At 67.1% G+C, this 19,968-nt stretch carries 6 protein-coding genes, 1 tRNA gene and 3 rRNA genes; 9 read left to right on the forward strand and 1 reads right to left on the reverse strand.

Annotated elements, in window-relative coordinates:
• The first annotated feature begins 21 nt into the window (after positions 1–21).
• From SAM23877_RS25885 to SAM23877_RS25905, 5 genes are all read left to right on the forward strand, one after another.
• Positions 22–1,549, forward strand: a 16S ribosomal RNA gene (locus SAM23877_RS25885).
• A 305-nt stretch (positions 1,550–1,854) separates the two neighbouring features.
• Positions 1,855–4,977, forward strand: a 23S ribosomal RNA gene (locus SAM23877_RS25890).
• An 84-nt stretch (positions 4,978–5,061) separates the two neighbouring features.
• A 5S ribosomal RNA gene (rrf, locus tag SAM23877_RS25895) occupies positions 5,062–5,178 on the forward strand.
• The 16S, 23S and 5S rRNA genes sit together here, the layout of an rRNA operon.
• A 114-nt stretch (positions 5,179–5,292) precedes the next feature.
• Entirely contained in the window at positions 5,293–5,955 is a 663-nt protein-coding gene (locus tag SAM23877_RS25900; protein WP_053137972.1) for a DegT/DnrJ/EryC1/StrS family aminotransferase, read from the forward strand.
• A gap of 77 nt (positions 5,956–6,032) precedes the next feature.
• Positions 6,033–6,108: transfer RNA gene (locus SAM23877_RS25905), tRNA-Thr, on the forward strand.
• A gap of 58 nt (positions 6,109–6,166) precedes the next feature.
• On the opposite strand, the gene SAM23877_RS25910 is transcribed toward SAM23877_RS25905, so the two are convergent.
• Positions 6,167–8,920 carry a SpoIIE family protein phosphatase gene (locus SAM23877_RS25910; RefSeq protein WP_053137975.1) on the reverse strand — a complete coding sequence of 918 codons (2,754 nt, stop codon included), beginning with the start codon at positions 8,918–8,920 and terminating at the stop codon, positions 6,167–6,169.
• Positions 8,921–9,311: 391 nt separating this feature from the next.
• Between SAM23877_RS25910 and SAM23877_RS25915 the strand changes: the two genes are divergently transcribed.
• From SAM23877_RS25915 to SAM23877_RS25930, 4 genes are all read left to right on the forward strand, one after another.
• On the forward strand, positions 9,312–14,789 hold the full coding sequence (locus SAM23877_RS25915; RefSeq protein ID WP_079030431.1) for a HAMP domain-containing protein: 5,478 nt from the start codon (positions 9,312–9,314) through the stop codon (positions 14,787–14,789).
• Positions 14,790–15,183: 394 nt separating this feature from the next.
• Positions 15,184–15,861: a response regulator gene (locus SAM23877_RS25920; RefSeq protein WP_053137982.1), complete on the forward strand. Its 678-nt coding sequence runs from the start codon at positions 15,184–15,186 to the stop codon at positions 15,859–15,861.
• A 165-nt stretch (positions 15,862–16,026) separates the two neighbouring features.
• Positions 16,027–18,771, forward strand: coding sequence for a DNA translocase FtsK (locus SAM23877_RS25925; protein WP_174532257.1), 2,745 nt, complete (start codon positions 16,027–16,029; stop codon positions 18,769–18,771).
• Positions 18,772–19,033: 262 nt separating this feature from the next.
• Complete coding sequence (locus SAM23877_RS25930; protein WP_053137987.1) at positions 19,034–19,897, forward strand: helix-turn-helix domain-containing protein; 864 nt, start codon at positions 19,034–19,036, stop codon at positions 19,895–19,897.
• The last annotated feature ends 71 nt before the right edge of the window (positions 19,898–19,968 follow it).

The raw sequence follows: 19,968 nt of genomic DNA on the forward strand, positions 1-19,968 counted from the left end.
CCGCTCCCGTGATGTAAAGCATTCACGGAGAGTTTGATCCTGGCTCAGGACGAACGCTGGCGGCGTGCTTAACACATGCAAGTCGAACGATGAACCACTTCGGTGGGGGATTAGTGGCGAACGGGTGAGTAACACGTGGGCAATCTGCCCTGCACTCTGGGACAAGCCCTGGAAACGGGGTCTAATACCGGATACTGATCCGCTTGGGCATCCAGGCGGTTCGAAAGCTCCGGCGGTGCAGGATGAGCCCGCGGCCTATCAGCTTGTTGGTGAGGTAGTGGCTCACCAAGGCGACGACGGGTAGCCGGCCTGAGAGGGCGACCGGCCACACTGGGACTGAGACACGGCCCAGACTCCTACGGGAGGCAGCAGTGGGGAATATTGCACAATGGGCGAAAGCCTGATGCAGCGACGCCGCGTGAGGGATGACGGCCTTCGGGTTGTAAACCTCTTTCAGCAGGGAAGAAGCGAAAGTGACGGTACCTGCAGAAGAAGCGCCGGCTAACTACGTGCCAGCAGCCGCGGTAATACGTAGGGCGCAAGCGTTGTCCGGAATTATTGGGCGTAAAGAGCTCGTAGGCGGCTTGTCACGTCGGTTGTGAAAGCCCGGGGCTTAACCCCGGGTCTGCAGTCGATACGGGCAGGCTAGAGTTCGGTAGGGGAGATCGGAATTCCTGGTGTAGCGGTGAAATGCGCAGATATCAGGAGGAACACCGGTGGCGAAGGCGGATCTCTGGGCCGATACTGACGCTGAGGAGCGAAAGCGTGGGGAGCGAACAGGATTAGATACCCTGGTAGTCCACGCCGTAAACGGTGGGCACTAGGTGTGGGCAACATTCCACGTTGTCCGTGCCGCAGCTAACGCATTAAGTGCCCCGCCTGGGGAGTACGGCCGCAAGGCTAAAACTCAAAGGAATTGACGGGGGCCCGCACAAGCGGCGGAGCATGTGGCTTAATTCGACGCAACGCGAAGAACCTTACCAAGGCTTGACATACACCGGAAAGCATTAGAGATAGTGCCCCCCTTGTGGTCGGTGTACAGGTGGTGCATGGCTGTCGTCAGCTCGTGTCGTGAGATGTTGGGTTAAGTCCCGCAACGAGCGCAACCCTTGTCCCGTGTTGCCAGCAAGCCCTTCGGGGTGTTGGGGACTCACGGGAGACCGCCGGGGTCAACTCGGAGGAAGGTGGGGACGACGTCAAGTCATCATGCCCCTTATGTCTTGGGCTGCACACGTGCTACAATGGCCGGTACAATGAGCTGCGATACCGCGAGGTGGAGCGAATCTCAAAAAGCCGGTCTCAGTTCGGATTGGGGTCTGCAACTCGACCCCATGAAGTCGGAGTCGCTAGTAATCGCAGATCAGCATTGCTGCGGTGAATACGTTCCCGGGCCTTGTACACACCGCCCGTCACGTCACGAAAGTCGGTAACACCCGAAGCCGGTGGCCCAACCCCTTGTGGGAGGGAGCTGTCGAAGGTGGGACTGGCGATTGGGACGAAGTCGTAACAAGGTAGCCGTACCGGAAGGTGCGGCTGGATCACCTCCTTTCTAAGGAGCACTTCTAAGCCAGGCTTGCCTGGTTCAGAGGCCAGTACATCAGCGAATGTCTGATGCTGGTTGCTCATGGGTGGAACGTTGACTACTCGGCACGATCGGCTTGATGGATCACTAGTACTGCTTCGGCGTGGAACGTGAGTCCTGAGAGTGGTTCGTGTCGGGCACGCTGTTGGGTATCTGAGGGTACGGCCGTTGGCCTGCTTTCAGTGCCGGCCCCAGTGCACTCGGGATGTTGTCCCGGGGTGATGGGTGGTTGGTCGTTGTTTGAGAACTGCACAGTGGACGCGAGCATCTGTGGCCAAGTTTTTAAGGGCGCACGGTGGATGCCTTGGCACCAGGAACCGATGAAGGACGTGGGAGGCCACGATAGTCCCCGGGGAGCCGTCAACCAGGCTTTGATCCGGGGGTTTCCGAATGGGGAAACCCGGCAGTCGTCATGGGCTGTCACCCGCTGCTGAACACATAGGCAGTGTGGAGGGAACGCGGGGAAGTGAAACATCTCAGTACCCGCAGGAAGAGAAAACAACCGTGATTCCGGGAGTAGTGGCGAGCGAAACCGGATGAGGCCAAACCGTATACGTGTGAGACCCGGCAGGGGTTGCGTGTGCGGGGTTGTGGGATCTCTCTTTCACAGTCTGCCGGCTGTGAGGCGAGTCAGAAACCGTTGATGTAGGCGAAGGACATGCGAAAGGTCCGGCGTAGAGGGTAAGACCCCCGTAGTCGAAACATCAGCGGCTCGTTTGAGAGACACCCAAGTAGCACGGGGCCCGAGAAATCCCGTGTGAATCTGGCGGGACCACCCGCTAAGCCTAAATATTCCCTGGTGACCGATAGCGGATAGTACCGTGAGGGAATGGTGAAAAGTACCGCGGGAGCGGAGTGAAATAGTACCTGAAACCGTGTGCCTACAAGCCGTGGGAGCGTCGGACATCAAGCTTGCTTGGTGTCTCGTGACTGCGTGCCTTTTGAAGAATGAGCCTGCGAGTTTGCGGTGTGTTGCGAGGTTAACCCGAGTGGGGAAGCCGTAGCGAAAGCGAGTCCGAATAGGGCGTTTCAGTAGCACGCTCAAGACCCGAAGCGGAGTGATCTAGCCATGGGCAGGTTGAAGCGGAGGTAAGACTTCGTGGAGGACCGAACCCACCAGGGTTGAAAACCTGGGGGATGACCTGTGGTTAGGGGTGAAAGGCCAATCAAACTCCGTGATAGCTGGTTCTCCCCGAAATGCATTTAGGTGCAGCGTCGTGTGTTTCTTGCCGGAGGTAGAGCACTGGATAGGCGATGGGCCCTACCGGGTTACTGACCTTAGCCAAACTCCGAATGCCGGTAAGTGAGAGCGCGGCAGTGAGACTGTGGGGGATAAGCTCCATGGTCGAGAGGGAAACAGCCCAGAGCATCGACTAAGGCCCCTAAGCGTACGCTAAGTGGGAAAGGATGTGGAGTCGCACAGACAACCAGGAGGTTGGCTTAGAAGCAGCCACCCTTGAAAGAGTGCGTAATAGCTCACTGGTCTAGTGATTCCGCGCCGACAATGTAGCGGGGCTCAAGCGTACCGCCGAAGTCGTGTCATTCATACATTAGGGCCAACGCCTGTATGGATGGGTAGGGGAGCGTCGTGTGCCGGGTGAAGCAGCCGCGGAAGCGAGTTGTGGACGGTTCACGAGTGAGAATGCAGGCATGAGTAGCGATACAAACGTGAGAAACGTTTGCGCCGATTGACTAAGGGTTCCTGGGTCAAGCTGATCTGCCCAGGGTAAGTCGGGACCTAAGGCGAGGCCGACAGGCGTAGTCGATGGATAACCGGTTGATATTCCGGTACCCGCTGTGAAGCGTCAAACATCGAGCATCGTGATGCTAAGGCCGTGAAGCCGCCCTGATCTCTTCGGAGTTGAGGGGAGTGGTGGAGCCGCCGGACCAAGCGGTTAGTAGGTGAGTGATGGGGTGACGCAGGAAGGTAGTCCATCCCGGGCGGTGGTTGTCCCGGGGTAAGGGTGTAGGCCGTGCGGTAGGTAAATCCGTCGCACACAAGGCTGAGACCTGATGCCGAGCCGATTGTGGTGAAGTGGATGATCCTATGCTGTCGAGAAAAGCCTCTAGCGAGTTTCATGGCGGCCCGTACCCTAAACCGACTCAGGTGGTCAGGTAGAGAATACCGAGGCGTTCGGGTGAACTATGGTTAAGGAACTCGGCAAAATGCCCCCGTAACTTCGGGAGAAGGGGGGCCACACCTGGTGATGATCTTTACGGTCTGAGCTGGGGGTGGCCGCAGAGACCAGCGAGAAGCGACTGTTTACTAAAAACACAGGTCCGTGCGAAGCCGTAAGGCGATGTATACGGACTGACGCCTGCCCGGTGCTGGAACGTTAAGGGGACCGGTTAGCTCCATTTCGGTGGGGCGAAGCTGAGAACTTAAGCGCCAGTAAACGGCGGTGGTAACTATAACCATCCTAAGGTAGCGAAATTCCTTGTCGGGTAAGTTCCGACCTGCACGAATGGCGTAACGACTTCTCGACTGTCTCAACCATAGGCCCGGTGAAATTGCACTACGAGTAAAGATGCTCGTTTCGCGCAGCAGGACGGAAAGACCCCGGGACCTTTACTACAGTTTGATATTGGTGTTCGGTTCGGCTTGTGTAGGATAGCTGGGAGACTTTGAAGCTCGCACGCCAGTGTGGGTGGAGTCGTCGTTGAAATACCAGTCTGGTCGTGCTGGATGTCTAACCTGGGTCCGTGATCCGGATCAGGGACAGTGTCTGATGGGTAGTTTAACTGGGGCGGTTGCCTCCTAAAGAGTAACGGAGGCGCCCAAAGGTTCCCTCAGCCTGGTTGGCAATCAGGTGTTGAGTGTAAGTGCACAAGGGAGCTTGACTGTGAGACCGACGGGTCGAGCAGGGACGAAAGTCGGGACTAGTGATCCGGCGGTGGCTTGTGGAAGCGCCGTCGCTCAACGGATAAAAGGTACCCCGGGGATAACAGGCTGATCTTCCCCAAGAGTCCATATCGACGGGATGGTTTGGCACCTCGATGTCGGCTCGTCGCATCCTGGGGCTGGAGTCGGTCCCAAGGGTTGGGCTGTTCGCCCATTAAAGCGGTACGCGAGCTGGGTTTAGAACGTCGTGAGACAGTTCGGTCCCTATCCGCTGTGCGCGTAGGAGTCTTGAGAAGGGCTGTCCCTAGTACGAGAGGACCGGGACGGACGAACCTCTGGTGTGCCAGTTGTCCTGCCAAGGGCATGGCTGGTTGGCTACGTTCGGGAGGGATAACCGCTGAAAGCATCTAAGCGGGAAGCCTGCTTCGAGATGAGGACTCCCACCCCCTTGAGGGGTTAAGGCTCCCAGTAGACGACTGGGTTGATAGGCCGGATCTGGAAGCACCGCAAGGTGTGGAGGTGACCGGTACTAATAGGCCGAGGGCTTGTCCTCAGTTGCTCGCGTCCACTGTGTTGGTTCTGAAACCACGAACAACCCCATGTGCCACACATGGTGCGGTTGTCAGTTTCATAGTGTTTCGGTGGTCATAGCGTTAGGGAAACGCCCGGTTACATTCCGAACCCGGAAGCTAAGCCTTACAGCGCCGATGGTACTGCAGGGGGGACCCTGTGGGAGAGTAGGACGCCGCCGAACAATTCTTCAAAGGGTTGGACCCCGAACTTCGGTTCCGGGTCCAACCCTTTTTTGTTCTCCGTCACTTGGAGTTCACGTTGCGCTACGACCATCAGACGTATGGGTACTGCAGCAATGCTCAGGGCCGCCGGCGTAGGAGTCGGTGACGAGGTCGTCGTACCTGCCTTCGGGAACGTCGAGGTCTCCGAGGCCGTGGTCGTGGTCGGCGCGTCGCCGGTGTTCGCCGACATAGATCCGGACACGTACTGCCTTGACGCCTCCGCGGTGGAGGCGTCGGTGACGTCCAGGACCGTGGCCGTGGTCGCCGTGCATCGCTTCGGGCGACCGGCCGACATGGCCTCGTTGCACGGCGTGGGGCAGCGGCACGGGCTGCTCGTGCTGGAACAGGGCGAATCCGAGGTGCCCTACGACGAGACAGCACGGCGCAGGCAGCGGGCGGCCTATCTGGACGGGAAGTTGAGGGGCGTGCGCACGCCCGACGGGGGCGACGGGCACACCTACCAGCAGTACGTGGTGCGGGTCCCTGGCAACGGGAGGCCGGACCGGGACGCGTTCGCGCGGGCCGTGCGGGGCAGGGGAGTCGACTGCCGGGTGCCGGTGAAGACGCCCGTGCACCGGATGCCCGGCTTCCGGCGGTGCGTGTCGCTGCCGGAGACGGAGCGGGCCGCCGACGAGACCCTCGCGCTGCCGGTCGACGCCTCGTTGACCAAGCGGGACATGCAGCGGATCGTGTCCGCGTGCAATGCCCTGGGAGGCCTCCTGCAGCCCGCCTTCTGAAAGGCGTGGTTGGGAGCACCGCTCCGTTCGGGGTATGATCTATTCCGTTGCCGCGAGGGAAACCTCGAAAGCGACAGGCCCCTATAGCTCAGTCGGTAGAGCGTCTCCATGGTAAGGAGAAGGTCAACGGTTCGATTCCGTTTGGGGGCTCCACCACGAAGGCCCCGCCCATTCGGGCGGGGCCTTTCGCATGCCCTGGGCGGGCGGCGCGCTAGTCCGCGTGGGGCTCCGGGACCCGCATCGCGAGAATGGCCATGTCGTCCGACGGGGCGTCCGACGCGAAACGCTCGACCGCGCGCATGATGCGGGCGGCCACCGCCCCCGCCGTCAGACCCGTGCAGGTCGTGAGGACGTCGGCGAGGCCGTCGTCACCCAGCATGCGCGTGCCCTCACGGCGTTCGGTGACGCCGTCCGTGACACAGAGCAGGACGTCGCCCGGGTCGAGGGTGACCGTCTGCTCGTAGAGCTCCAGGTCCTCGATGACACCGAGGAGGGGCTGCGGCTCCGCCGCGGGTTCGACCGTGCCGTCCTGACGCAGGCGGAGGGGGAGCGGGTGGCCGGCGCAGACCACCTTCAGCTCGGCGCTGCCGTCCTCCTGCGGGCGCATCTCCCCGTACAGGAGCGTGAGGAAGCGGCTGCGGGCGCCCTCGTCGAGGATCGCGGAGTTCAGGCGCTCCAGGACCGCGGGGCCGCTGAGACCCTCGCGGGCCAGCAGGCGCAGGGCGTGCCGGGCCAGGCCCGTGACGGCCGCCGCGTTCGGGCCCGTACCGCAGACGTCGCCGATGGCGAAACCGTAGGCGTCGTCGCGGATGGGGAAGACGTCGTAGAAGTCACCGCCGACCTCGTTGCCCTCGCCGGCCGCGCGGTAGATGACCTCCACCTCCACGCCGTCGATCACGGGGAGTTCCGGCGGCAGGAGGCTGCGCTGGAGCGACTGGCTGATGGCCGTGCGCTCCGAGTACAGGCGGGCGTTGTCCAGGGCCAGGGCGGCCCTTCGGGACAGGTCCTCGGCGAGTTCGAGGATCTCCTGGCGGAAGTGCTCGTCCGTCGGCTTGCCCAGCGTCAGCATGCCGATGACGCGGTTGCGGGCGACCAGCGGGAGGACCACGGTCTCGCCGCCGACCGCGGACGCCGTGGCCAGGGTCGGACCGATGCCGGTGCGCAACTGGCGGGACGGGTTGCCGCTGAGACCGAGGTCGCGCATGGACGTGCGCAGGGCCGCCTCGTGGGCCATCTCGGCGGGGGCCGACCAGACGCGGGCACCCGGAGTGGGCACCGGGTCGGGCGGGGCGATCTTCGAGAGCAGCGACTTGATGCCGTCGATGAGCTCCTCGTCCTCGTGCAGGACGTACGAGAGGTACGGCTCCGACGCCTGGTCCGCGATCGTGTACACGGCGCACCAGGTGGCCAGGGTCGGGACCGTCATCTGGGCCATCAGGGCCAGGGTCTGATCGCGGTCCAGGGTGCCGGCGAGGAGGTCGGAGGCCTCGACGAGGAAGCTCAGGGAGCCGCGGCGCAGGCGCTCCAGCTCGCCCAGGCGGGCGGACTCGACGGCCAGGGCGATGCGGTCGGCCGCGAACTGCAGGCGCAGCGCCTCCTCGTTGGAGTACCGGCCCGGCGCCTCCGCGGCGACGCCGAGGGAGCCGGTGAGGCGGCCCTCGACCTTGAGCGGGACGGTCACGACCGAGCGCATGCCCGTGCCGTTCAGCAGCGGAACGGCGCCGGGGACCGCGGCGAGGTCGTCGTGGACCGCCGGCATGCGGGCGGAGCCGTAGCGGCCGGGGCCGGCCTCGACGGGGACGCGGGCGAAGCGCTGGCGGGCGGAGGGCAGGCCGGTGGAGGCGCGGACCTCCAACTCCGTCTCGTCGTCGGTCGCCAGGAGCAGGAAGGCCGCGTCGGCGTCCAGCATGTCGCGGGCGCGTTCGACGGTGCGCTGGAGCAGGCCGTCGAGGTCGTCCGGGGCGGGCGAGCCGATGAACACCTCGAAGGGGTCGCTGCTCTGCCCCTCGGCGGAGGAGCCCGCGTCGGAAGCCGGTACGCGCAACGGCGTCTGCAGGACGGCCCGTTCGTGGTCGCGGACGAGGAGGCAGACCGTGGAGGGTTCGCCGCCGGCGTCGCGGACGCGGAGGTGGGAGGCGTAGACCGGGGTGACGCGGCCGTTGGCGTGCCTTATGCCGTAGCTGCCCTCCCAGCGGGAGAGCCGGAGCGCCTCGGCGATGCCGGTGCTGGTGCCCGGGGTGTGCGGCCAGGCGGCCAGGTCGGTCAGCGGCTTTCCGGTGACCTGCTCGGCGGGGTAGCCGAAGAGTTCCTCGGCGTCCTCGTTCCAGGACGTGACGGCGCCGGTGCGGTCGATCTGGACGACGGCGACGCGGACCCGGCCGTTGGCGAGCGGGAGCATCTCGGCGGGCAGGGCGGGGCCGGCGCTGCGGGTGCCGACCGCGCGCTCCGGCAGGTGCAGGTGGAACCAGACGTTCTTCAGCGTGGGCGTGTACTCGACGCCCCAGCGGTCGGCCAGGGCCGCGCACAGCTGGAGGCCGCGGCCGCCTTCCCGGTCGGGGCTGCCCATGTCGGCGGGGGAGCCCTGCAGCGGGACCTCGCGTTCCGGGTAGTGGTCGGCCACCTCGATGCGCACGCCGTCGTCGCTGCGCAGACACACCACGTCGGCGGTGGTGCCGGCGTGCACCACCGCGTTGGTCACCAGTTCGCTCGTGAGCACCACGGCGTCGTCGACGATGTCGGCATGGCCCCAGCCCTGGAGCGTGTCGCGGACGAAGGACCGGGCGCTCGCCACCGATCGTCCGACGGGCTCGAAGCTGGCGGCCGCGCGCGCGGTGATCACAGAACTCCTCGACCCTCTCTCCCCTTGCACGGCCTCCTGGCCGAGCGGCTCGCGCCGCTGCTGCGGCAGTCCACCCGTCGGCCCGGGATCCGGGGGCTGCTCCCCCGGGATCAGTCCGGTGGTCATTCCGGCCGCCCCTCCGATGCCCGCTCGTGTCCGTGCCACCGCCCAGGCCGGACGGACCGGTATGGCTGGACAGCCGCATGCAAGGTTACTTACCTTCGCCGTCCGTGCGGATGCCGGTCTGCAGTGTTTCCGCCCAGAGGGTGTGCGGACGATGTGCGAAGCTGCCGAACTGTTATGGCCTGGTTCGGCCGAGGTGAAACACTGGGCAGGCTTCCCATGACGATCCGGGCAGGTTGAATGCGCAGCGAGTGCGGCGGGCAGCAGCCCTGGGGGCGGTCCGGTGAACCGGTCCGGATCGCGCGGCAGCACAGAAGTACGCGGCAGCAACCGGTCCGCCGAGCGGTGGCAGCCGGGCACAGCGGTAATGGTCGACCCCTGCGGGAGGGACACAGTGGAGTCTGGCGCAGCGACGCGGGGCACAAAAGCGCGCGCGAAGGGCGGACAGTCCCTGAGTAACCAGGGCAAAACGCGGGGTGGCAGTACGACGGTGGACACGGCCGCGCTGAATCGCCTGCTGGCGGCCCTCGTGTCGATGCGGGAGGGCAACTTCCGCAAACGGCTCACGGTCTCCGGCGACGGCGTGATGTCGGAGATCGCGGCGGTCTTCAACGAGGTGGCCGACCGCAATCTCCACCTCACGGGTGAGCTGGCGCGGGTGCGGCGCATGGTGGGGCGCGAGGGAAAGCTCACGGAGCGGCTGGAGACGGGCGCCTGCGGGGGGTCCTGGGCGGCCGCGATCGACAACTCGAACGCGCTCGTGGACGACCTCGTACGGCCCGTCTCCGAGGTCAGCCGGGTGCTGTCGGCCGTGGCGGACGGTGACCTGTCGCCGCGCATGGAGCTGCGGACCCAGTCGCCGGAGGGCGCCGGCCAGCCGCTGCGCGGGGAGTTCCTCAAGGTCGGGCGGACCGTGAACAACCTGGTCGACCAGTTGTCGACGTTCACGGACGAGGTCACGCGCGTGGCCAGCGAGGTCGGCACCGAGGGCAAGCTCGGCGGTCAGGCCCGGGTGCGCGGTATGTCCGGCTCGTGGAAGGACCTCACGGACTCCGTCAACACGATGGCGCACCGGCTCACCGCGCAGGTGCGGGACATCGCGCTGGTGACGACGGCGGTCGCCAAGGGTGATCTGTCCCGGAAGGTCACGGTTCACGTGGCCGGCGAGATGCTGGAGCTGAAGAACACCGTCAACACGATGGTGGACCAGCTCTCCGCGTTCTCCTCCGAGGTGACGCGCGTGGCCCGCGAGGTGGGCACCGAGGGCGCCCTGGGCGGGCAGGCCCAGGTGCCGGGCGTGGCCGGGGTGTGGAAGGAGCTGACCGACTCCGTCAACACCATGGCCGGGAACCTGACGGCCCAGGTGCGCGGGATCTCCGAGGTGACGACGGCGGTCGCCAACGGTGACCTGTCGCGGAAGGTGACCGTGCCCGCCCGGGGCGAGGTCGCGCAGCTCGCCGAGACGATCAACCAGATGACCGAGACGCTGCGGATCTTCGCGGACGAGGTCACGCGGGTGGCCAGCGAGGTCGGTGCCGAGGGGCAGCTGGGCGGACAGGCGAACGTGCCGGGGGCGGCCGGGATCTGGAAGGACCTGACGGACTCCGTCAACACGGTCTTCCGGAACCTGACCACTCAGGTGCGGGACATCGCCGCGGTGACGACGGCCGTGGCCAGCGGTGACCTGTCGCAGAAGGTCACCGTGGACGTGGCCGGCGAGATGCTGGAACTGAAGAACACCGTCAACACGATGGTGGACCAGCTCTCCAGCTTCGGTGCCGAGGTCACGCGGGTGGCCCGGGAGGTCGGCGTCGAGGGTGAGCTGGGCGGCCAGGCGCAGGTGCCGGGGGCGGCCGGCACGTGGAAGGACCTCACGGACTCCGTCAACACCGCGTTCCGCAACCTCACCGGGCAGGTGCGGAACATCGCCCAGGTGACGACGGCGGTGGCCAACGGCGACCTGTCGCAGAAGGTCACGGTGGACGTCTCCGGCGAGATGCTCCAGCTGAAGAACACCGTGAACACGATGGTGGACCAGCTGTCGAGCTTCGCCGACCAGGTGACCCGGATGGCACGGGACGTGGGCACCGAGGGCCGCCTCGGCGGTCAGGCCCGGGTGGACGGCGTGTCGGGCACGTGGAAGGAGCTGACGGACTCCGTCAATTTCATGGCGGGCAACCTCACCTCCCAGGTGAGGCAGATCGCCCAGGTGACGACGGCGGTGGCGCGGGGCGACCTGTCGCAGAAGATCGACGTCGACGCGCGCGGGGAGATCCTGGAGCTGAAGAACACCATCAACACGATGGTGGACCAGCTCTCCGCCTTCGCCGAGCAGGTCACCCGGGTCGCCCGGGAGGTGGGCACCGAGGGCCGCCTCGGCGGTCAGGCCCAGGTGCCCGGGGTCGCCGGTGTGTGGCGCGACCTGACCGACTCGGTGAACGGCATGGCCGGGAACCTGACCGCGCAGGTGCGCAACATCGCGCAGGTGGCGACGGCGGTGGCCCGCGGTGACCTGTCCCAGAAGATCACCGTGGACGCGCGCGGGGAGATCCTGGAGCTGAAGAACACCCTGAACACGATGGTGGACCAGCTGTCGTCGTTCGCCCAGGAGGTCACGCGCGTCGCGCGGGAGGTGGGTACCGAGGGCATCCTCGGCGGCCAGGCGGAGGTGCAGGGCGTCTCCGGTACCTGGAAGGACCTCACGCAGTCCGTGAACGGCATGGCCAACAACCTGACGATGCAGGTCCGCAACATCGCCGAGGTGACGACGGCCGTCGCCAAGGGCGACCTGTCGAAGAAGATCACCGTCGACGCGAAGGGCGAGATCCTCGAGCTCGTCACCACCGTCAACACGATGGTGGACCAGTTGTCGTCCTTCGCCGAGCAGGTCACGCGCGTGGCCAGGGAGGTGGGCACCGAGGGCATTCTCGGCGGCCAGGCGAGCGTGCCCGGTGTCGTGGGCATCTGGAAGGACCTCAACGACAACGTCAACCTGATGGCCAAGAACCTCACCGTCCAGGTGCGGAACATCTCCCAGGTGGCCGCGGCCGTCGCCAACGGCGACCTGACGCGGACGGTGACGATCGAGGCCCGCGGCGAGGTCGCGCAGCTCGCCGACACCTTCAACACCATGGTGCGGACGCTGCGGTCCTTCGCCGACCAGGTGACCAAGGTGGCCCGCGAGGTGGGCACCGACGGCATCCTCGGCGGCCAGGCGCAGGTGCCGGGAGTGGCCGGCACCTGGAAGGACCTCACCGAGTCGGTGAACCAGATGGCGTCCAACCTGACCGGCCAGGTGCGCAACATCGCCATGGTGACGACGGCGATCGCCAAGGGCGACCTGACCAAGAAGATCGACATCGACGCGCGCGGGGAGATCCTGGAGCTGAAGACGACCATCAACACGATGGTCGACCAGCTCTCGTCCTTCGCCGAGGAGGTCACCCGCGTGGCCCGCGAGGTGGGCACCGAGGGGCAGCTCGGCGGCCAGGCACGGGTGCGGGACGTCGACGGCACCTGGCGGGACCTGACCGAGTCGGTGAACGAGATGGCCGGGAACCTGACCCGGCAGGTGCGTGCCATCGCGCGCGTGGCGACCGCGGTGACGCGCGGCGACCTGAACCTGAAGATCGACGTGGACGCCTCCGGCGAGATCTCGGAGCTGCAGGACTACATCAACAAGATGATCGCCAACCTGCGCGACACCACGATCGCCAACAAGGAGCAGGACTGGCTCAAGGGCAACCTCGCCCGCATCTCCGCGCTGATGCAGGGGCGCCGCGACCTCCAGGACGTGGCCTCGCTGATCATGAGCGAGCTGACCCCGGTGGTCTCCGCGCAGCACGGCGCGTTCTTCCTCGCCATGCCGCTGGTCGACGGGCAGGAGCAGGCGGGCGCCGAGCACGACCAGTACGAGCTGCGCATGCTCGGGTCGTACGGCTACTCGATGGGCTCCATGCCCACCTCGTTCCGGCCGGGGGAGGCGCTGGTGGGCACCGCCGCCCAGGAGAAGCGCACGATCCTCGTGGAGAACGCGCCGACCGGCTACCTGAAGATCTCCTCCGGGCTCGGGGAGGCGCCGCCCGCCCAGGTGATCGTCCTGCCGGTGCTGTTCGAGGGGCAGGTGCTCGGCGTGATCGAGCTGGCGTCCTTCACCCCGTTCACGCAGATCCAGAAGGACTTCCTGAACCAGATCGCCGAGATGATCGCGACCAGCGTCAACACGATCTCCGTCAACACCAAGACGGAGGTGCTGCTGAAGCAGTCGCAGGAGCTGACCGAGCAACTGCGCGACCGCTCCGAGGAGTTGGAGCAGCGGCAGAAGGCGCTCCAGTCGTCCAACGCCGAGCTGGAGGAGAAGGCGGAGCTGCTGGCGCAGCAGAACCGCGACATCGAGGTGAAGAACACCGAGATCGAGGAGGCACGGCAGGTCCTGGAGGAGCGCGCCGAGCAGCTCGCGGTCTCCATGCGCTACAAGAGCGAGTTCCTGGCCAACATGTCGCACGAGCTGCGTACGCCGCTCAACTCGCTGCTGATCCTCGCCAAGCTGCTCGCCGACAACGCCGACGCGAACCTGTCCCCGAAGCAGGTCGAGTTCGCCGAGACGATCCACGGGGCCGGTTCCGACCTGCTCCAGCTCATCAACGACATCCTGGACCTGTCGAAGGTCGAGGCGGGCAAGATGGACGTCTCCCCGACGCGCATCGCGCTCGTCCAGCTCGTCGACTACGTGGAGGCCACCTTCCGGCCGCTGACCGCGGAGAAGGGCCTGGACCTGTCGGTGCGGGTGTCGCCGGAGCTGCCCGCGACGCTGCACACCGACGAGCAGCGGCTGCTCCAGGTGCTGCGCAACCTGCTCTCCAACGCGGTGAAGTTCACCGACTCGGGAGCGGTCGAGCTGGTCATCCGGCCGGCCCGGGACGACGTTCCGCACGCCATCCGGGAGCAGCTGCTGGAGGCCGGTTCGATGACGGACCCGGACGCCGAGCTGATCGCGTTCTCGGTGAGCGACACCGGCATCGGTATCGCGGCCAGCAAGATGCGGGTCATCTTCGAGGCGTTCAAGCAGGCCGACGGCACGACCAGCCGCAAGTACGGCGGCACGGGCCTCGGGCTCTCCATCTCGCGGGAGATCGCGCAGCTGCTGGGCGGCGAGATCCACGCGCAGAGCGAACCGGGCCGCGGGTCGACGTTCACGCTCTACCTGCCGCTGCACCCCAGTGAGCTGCCCGCCCACGGCTACCAGCAGGCCCTGCCGCCGCTGGCCCCCGGTGAGCCGGCCGCCTCGCCGGGTGCCACGGCGGAGGCGTCGGAGGCGCAGACCGAGCCGTCGGCCGAGGTGACGTCGTACCAGGCATCGCAGAACGGGGCCGCGGCGCTGTTCCGGCGCCGGCGCCGGAACGCCCCGGAGGCCGAGGAGCGCTCCTCGGCGCAGCAGGAGCGGCAGCCGGCCGCCGGTCAGGAGGCGGTGTCGCCCTCGCGTCGCGGCATCCGGTTCGGCGGGCAGAAGGTGCTGATCGTCGACGACGACATCCGCAACGTCTTCGCCCTCACCAGCGTCCTGGAGCAGCACGGACTGTCCGTGCTGTACGCCGAGAACGGCCGCGAGGGCATCGAGGTGCTGGAGCAGCACGAGGACGTCGCGGTCGTCCTGATGGACATCATGATGCCGGAGATGGACGGATACGCGACGACCACGGCGATCCGCCGGATGCCCCAGTTCGCGGGCCTGCCGATCATCGCCCTGACCGCCAAGGCGATGAAGGGGGACCGGGAGAAGGCCATCGAGTCGGGGGCGTCCGACTACGTGACGAAGCCGGTCGACCCCGATCACCTGCTGACGGTGATGCAGGAGTGGATGCGGGAGGAGTGAGGTCCGGGTCCGGACGGGCACCGCACGGCCCGTTCGGGCACCGTGTCCGCGGTACGTCCGGGCACCACCCGCGCAGGGTGCCCGGGCGGTGTGCGAACGTGGGGTGTACGCGAACGGCGGGGACCTCGGGTCTTCACGCGGAGTTGCTGACTGAGTGTGCCCGAGGCCGTGTAGAGGTGCGGGATTCGGGGAACCTTCTGGTCTCCCGCTGCGTTTCTGCTATGTGCACAGTGACATCGCGGTGACAGGGTGTGTCGACGGGCGGGGTGCGGCTACGATGACCGGCACAAGGACGGACGGCGCAAGGGAGCCGTCCCCTGGGGCGGCGCCCGCCGGTGCTGCCCCAAGTCCTGCGGACAGGGGAGGCCCCACGCCGGGGCGAGGAGGGCGGGCCATGGTGCAGAAGGCCAAGATCCTCCTGGTCGATGACCGGCCGGAGAATCTGCTGGCGCTGGAGGCGATCCTCTCGGCGCTCGATCAGACGCTGGTGCGGGCATCGTCCGGGGAGGAAGCGCTCAAAGCACTGCTCACGGACGACTTCGCGGTCATTCTGCTGGACGTCCAGATGCCGGGCATGGACGGTTTCGAAACCGCCGCCCACATCAAGCGACGGGAGCGGACCCGGGACATCCCGATCATCTTCCTCACCGCGATCAACCACGGGCCGCACCACACCTTCCGCGGGTACGCGGCGGGCGCGGTGGACTACATCTCCAAGCCGTTCGACCCGTGGGTGCTGCGGGCGAAGGTCTCCGTCTTCGTCGAGCTCTACATGAAGAACTGCCAGCTGCGCGAGCAGGCGGCCCTGCTGCGCCTCCAGTTGGAAGGCGGCGGCAAGGACGCGGCGGGTGAGGCGGCCAAGGAGCCGGCGGGACTGCTCGCCGAGCTGTCGGCGCGGCTCGCGGCCGTCGAGGAGCAGGCCGAGGCGCTCTCCAAGCAGCTGGGCGACGAGTCGACGGACGCGGCGGCCGTGGCGACGGCGGCCCACCTGGAGCGCAAGCTCACCGGACTGCGCAGGGCACTGGACGCCCTGGAGCCGGGCTCGTCCGGAGGCCAGGCCGCGGTCAACTGAGGGCTGACCACCGGGTCGGCCCGGGCGGAACGTCGGGTTCGTCGGTGAACGCACGTCAGGGTCGGTACCGGAAGCGTCAGTTCCGGCCTTCCGCGCGGGCGACACGAACGGGTGAAGCGGTAGGCACACGTGTCGACCGGCGTCTCCCCCGGTAACCTCACACCTATGGCCTCACGTCCCTCCGCAGCCAAGAAGCAGCCCGCGAAGAAGGCGGTCGCTCCCGCGAAGGGTCCGGCGAGGAAGGCGGCCGCGAAAAAGGCGCCCCCCAGGAAGGCCCCCGTCCGGAAGGCCGCGGCGAAGAAGCCCGCGCCCCGACCGGCCCCCAGCCCCACCGGAGGCGTCTACCGGCTCGTACGCGCCCTCTGGCTGGGCATCGCGCACGCCGTCGGCGCCGTCTTCCGCGGGGTGGGGCAGGGCGCGAAGAACCTCGACCCCGCGCACCGCAAGGACGGCGTCGCGCTGCTGCTGCTCGGGATCGCGCTGATCGTCGCCGCTGGTACCTGGGCCGATCTGAAGGGCCCGGTCGGCGACCTCATCGAGATCCTCGTGACCGGCGCCTTCGGCCGGCTGGACCTGCTCGTGCCGATCCTCCTCGGCTCCGTCGCCGTACGGCTGATCCGGCACCCGGAGAAACCGGAGGCCAACGGCCGGATCGTGATCGGTCTCTCCGCACTCGTCGTCGGCGTCCTCGGCCAGGTGCACGTCGCCTGCGGTTCACCGGCGCGCGGCGACGGCATGCAGGCCATAAGGGATGCCGGCGGTCTCATCGGCTGGGGTGCGGCGACCCCGCTGTCGTACACGATGACCGACGTCCTGGCCGTGCCCCTGCTCGTGCTGCTCACGGTCTTCGGGTTGCTGGTCGTCACGGCCACGCCGGTGAACGCCATCCCGCAGCGGCTGCGGCAGCTCGGGGTGCGGCTCGGCCTCGTCCGCGACGTGGAGGCGGACGAGTTCTTCGACGACGAGGAGCGGTACGAGGAGCAGTGGCGCGAGGCGCTGCCGGCGCGGCCCCGCAGGCGCGGCGGACCGGTCGCCGACGAGCCGTACGATCCGGACGCGGCCGAGCAGGAGGCGCTCACCCGGCGTCGCGGCAGACCCCGGCGGTCCGCGGTGCCGCAGCCCGAGATGAACCGGCAGATGGACGCCGTGGACGTCGCCGCGGCCGCGGCCGCCGCGCTCGACGGCGCCGTGATGCACGGGATGCCGCCCTCGCCGCTGGTCGCCGACCTCACCCAGGGGGTGAGCACCGGGGAGCGGGAGGCGCCGACCCCGACCCCGGTCCCGGCCGCGCGTCCGCAGCCCGGGAAGCTCAAGAAGGACGCCCCCGCGCAAACCGTAGCGGAGCCGGCGGGCGGAGTCCCCGACCTCACCAAGACCCCGCCGCCCAAGGAGCGGGACCTGCCGCCGCGCGCGGAGCAGCTCCAGCTCTCCGGCGACATCACCTACTCGCTGCCGTCCCTCGACCTGCTCACGCGCGGCGGCCCGGGCAAGGCGCGCAGCGCCGCCAACGACGCCATAGTCGCCTCGCTGACCACCGTCTTCACCGAGTTCAAGGTCGACGCCGCCGTCACCGGCTTCACCCGTGGTCCGACGGTCACCCGGTACGAGGTCGAGCTGGGGCCCGCCGTGAAGGTCGAGCGGATCACCGCGCTGACCAAGAACATCGCGTATGCCGTCGCCAGCCCCGACGTGCGGATCATCAGCCCGATCCCCGGCAAGTCCGCCGTCGGCATCGAGATCCCCAACACCGACCGGGAGATGGTCAACCTCGGGGACGTGCTGCGCCTCGCGGAGTCCGCGGAGGACGACGACCCGATGCTGGTCGCGTTCGGCAAGGACGTCGAGGGCGGCTACGTCATGCACTCGCTGGCGAAGATGCCGCACATACTGGTGGCCGGCGCCACCGGGTCCGGAAAGTCGTCCTGCATCAACTGCCTGATCACCTCGATCATGATGCGGGCGACTCCGGAGGACGTCCGGATGATCCTGGTCGACCCCAAGCGCGTCGAGCTGACCGCGTACGAGGGCATCCCGCACCTGATCACGCCGATCATCACCAACCCGAAGCGGGCCGCCGAGGCACTGCAGTGGGTCGTCCGCGAGATGGACCTGCGCTACGACGACCTCGCGGCCTACGGCTACCGGCACATCGACGACTTCAACCGCGCGGTGCGCGAGGGCAAGGTCAAGCCGCCCGAGGGCAGCGAACGCGAACTCCAGCCGTATCCGTACCTGCTGGTGATCGTGGACGAGCTGGCCGACCTGATGATGGTGGCGCCGCGGGACGTCGAGGACGCCATCGTGCGCATCACGCAGCTCGCGCGCGCGGCGGGCATCCACCTGGTGCTCGCCACCCAGCGGCCCTCCGTGGACGTCGTCACCGGCCTGATCAAGGCCAACGTGCCCTCCCGGCTGGCCTTCGCCACGTCCTCCCTGGCGGACTCGCGGGTCATCCTCGACCAGCCCGGTGCCGAGAAGCTGATCGGCAAGGGCGACGGCCTCTTCCTGCCGATGGGCGCGAACAAGCCGACCCGTATGCAGGGCGCGTTCGTGACCGAGGAGGAGGTCGCGGTCGTCGTCCAGCACTGCAAGGACCAGATGGCGCCCGTCTTCCGGGAGGACGTCACCGTCGGGGCCAAGCAGAAGAAGGAGATCGACGAGGACATCGGCGACGACCTCGACCTGCTGTGCCAGGCGGCCGAGCTGGTCGTCTCCACCCAGTTCGGCTCGACCTCCATGCTCCAGCGCAAGCTGCGCGTCGGTTTCGCCAAGGCCGGGCGCCTGATGGACCTGATGGAGTCGCGGAGCATCGTCGGGCCGAGCGAAGGCTCGAAGGCTCGTGACGTTCTGGTGAAGCCTGACGAGCTGGACGGAGTGCTCGCGGTGATCCGGGGGGAGTCTGAAGGGTAGGAGACGGTACGCGAGGGGTTCCGTCGACGGAGGGTCACGGCGGCCGGTGGCCGATCGTGACTCACCCGTTAGGGATCATTGAGCAACCGTTTCCCCAAGGCGCACGTCAAGTTGAGGGAAGCGACGAACAGGAAGTCCACCATCGGGATGCCGGGCCATTCCGATGGCGTACAAAGTCGTATCGCCCGGTTGCCCCACCCGTTTGTACCCCCCCTAGACTGAACGTCCAGCGCAGGCGGTCATACGCTCGAAAGGCGCCCCCGTGTCCAAAGGCAACTCCCCTGAAGACGAGCGTCCGATCGAAGACGTGTCCCACGACGTTCCCGAGGACGTTTCCGAGGAATCCCGCCCCTCCGTCGGCCGTGCCCTGCAGCAGGCGCGGATCGCCGCCGGACTGACCGTCGACGACATCAGCTCCGCCACCCGTGTCCGGATCTCCATCGTGCACGCCATCGAGGCGGACGACTTCGCGCCCTGTGGCGGAGACGTCTACGCGCGCGGCCACATCAGGACCCTGGCGAAGGCCGTCGGGCTCGACCCCGCCGAGCTGCTCGCGCGGTTCGACGCCGACCACGGCGGACGCCCGGCGCCGACACCCGCCGCGTCCCTGTTCGAGGCGGAACGCATCCGTCCCGAGCGGCGCGGACCCAACTGGACGGCCGCCATGGTCGCCGCGATCGTCGCGGTGATCGGTTTCGTCGGCTTCACCTTCGTCAAGGGTGACGACGGCGGGGGCTCCGAGGCGAGCGTCGCCGAGGGCTCCGAGTCGTCGGCCGGCGCCTCCGCGTCGGCGAGCGCCGAGCCGAAGAAGCCGGCCGACCCGAAGCCGGACCCGACCGAGAGCGCGATCGCGGCCGCGCCCCGCGACAAGGTCACCGTCAAGGTCAGCGCCACCGACGGCCGCAGCTGGATCTCCGTCAAGGACCACAACGGCCGGCAGGTCTTCGACGGACTGCTCAAGGAGGGCGACTCCGAGACCTTCCAGGACAACGAGAAGATCAACCTCGTCCTCGGCGACGCGGGCGCGATCCAGCTCTACGTCAACGGCAAGAAGATCGAGGACGACTTCCAGCCCGGCTCCGTGGAGCGTCTGACGTACACCAAGGGCGACCCGCAGGTCGGCTAGCGGGGCCCGAGAGGGCGAGTCACCGGGGCCGCCCGAGATCGGCCAACCCCGTCGACATGGGCTGTCGGCGG

Source organism: Streptomyces ambofaciens ATCC 23877 (genome assembly GCF_001267885.1).
In the GTDB taxonomy this organism is placed as follows: Bacteria; Actinomycetota; Actinomycetes; order Streptomycetales; family Streptomycetaceae; genus Streptomyces; species Streptomyces ambofaciens.

Coding starts and splice junctions, on each gene's coding strand:
- SAM23877_RS25920 (WP_053137982.1), top strand. CDS start 15,184: ATGGTGCAGAAGGCCAAGATCCTCCTGGTCGATGACCGGCCGGAGAAT.
- SAM23877_RS25900 (WP_053137972.1), top strand. CDS start 5,293: ATGCTCAGGGCCGCCGGCGTAGGAGTCGGTGACGAGGTCGTCGTACCT.
- SAM23877_RS25925 (WP_174532257.1), top strand. CDS start 16,027: ATGGCCTCACGTCCCTCCGCAGCCAAGAAGCAGCCCGCGAAGAAGGCG.
- SAM23877_RS25910 (WP_053137975.1), bottom strand. CDS start 8,920: ATGACCACCGGACTGATCCCGGGGGAGCAGCCCCCGGATCCCGGGCCG.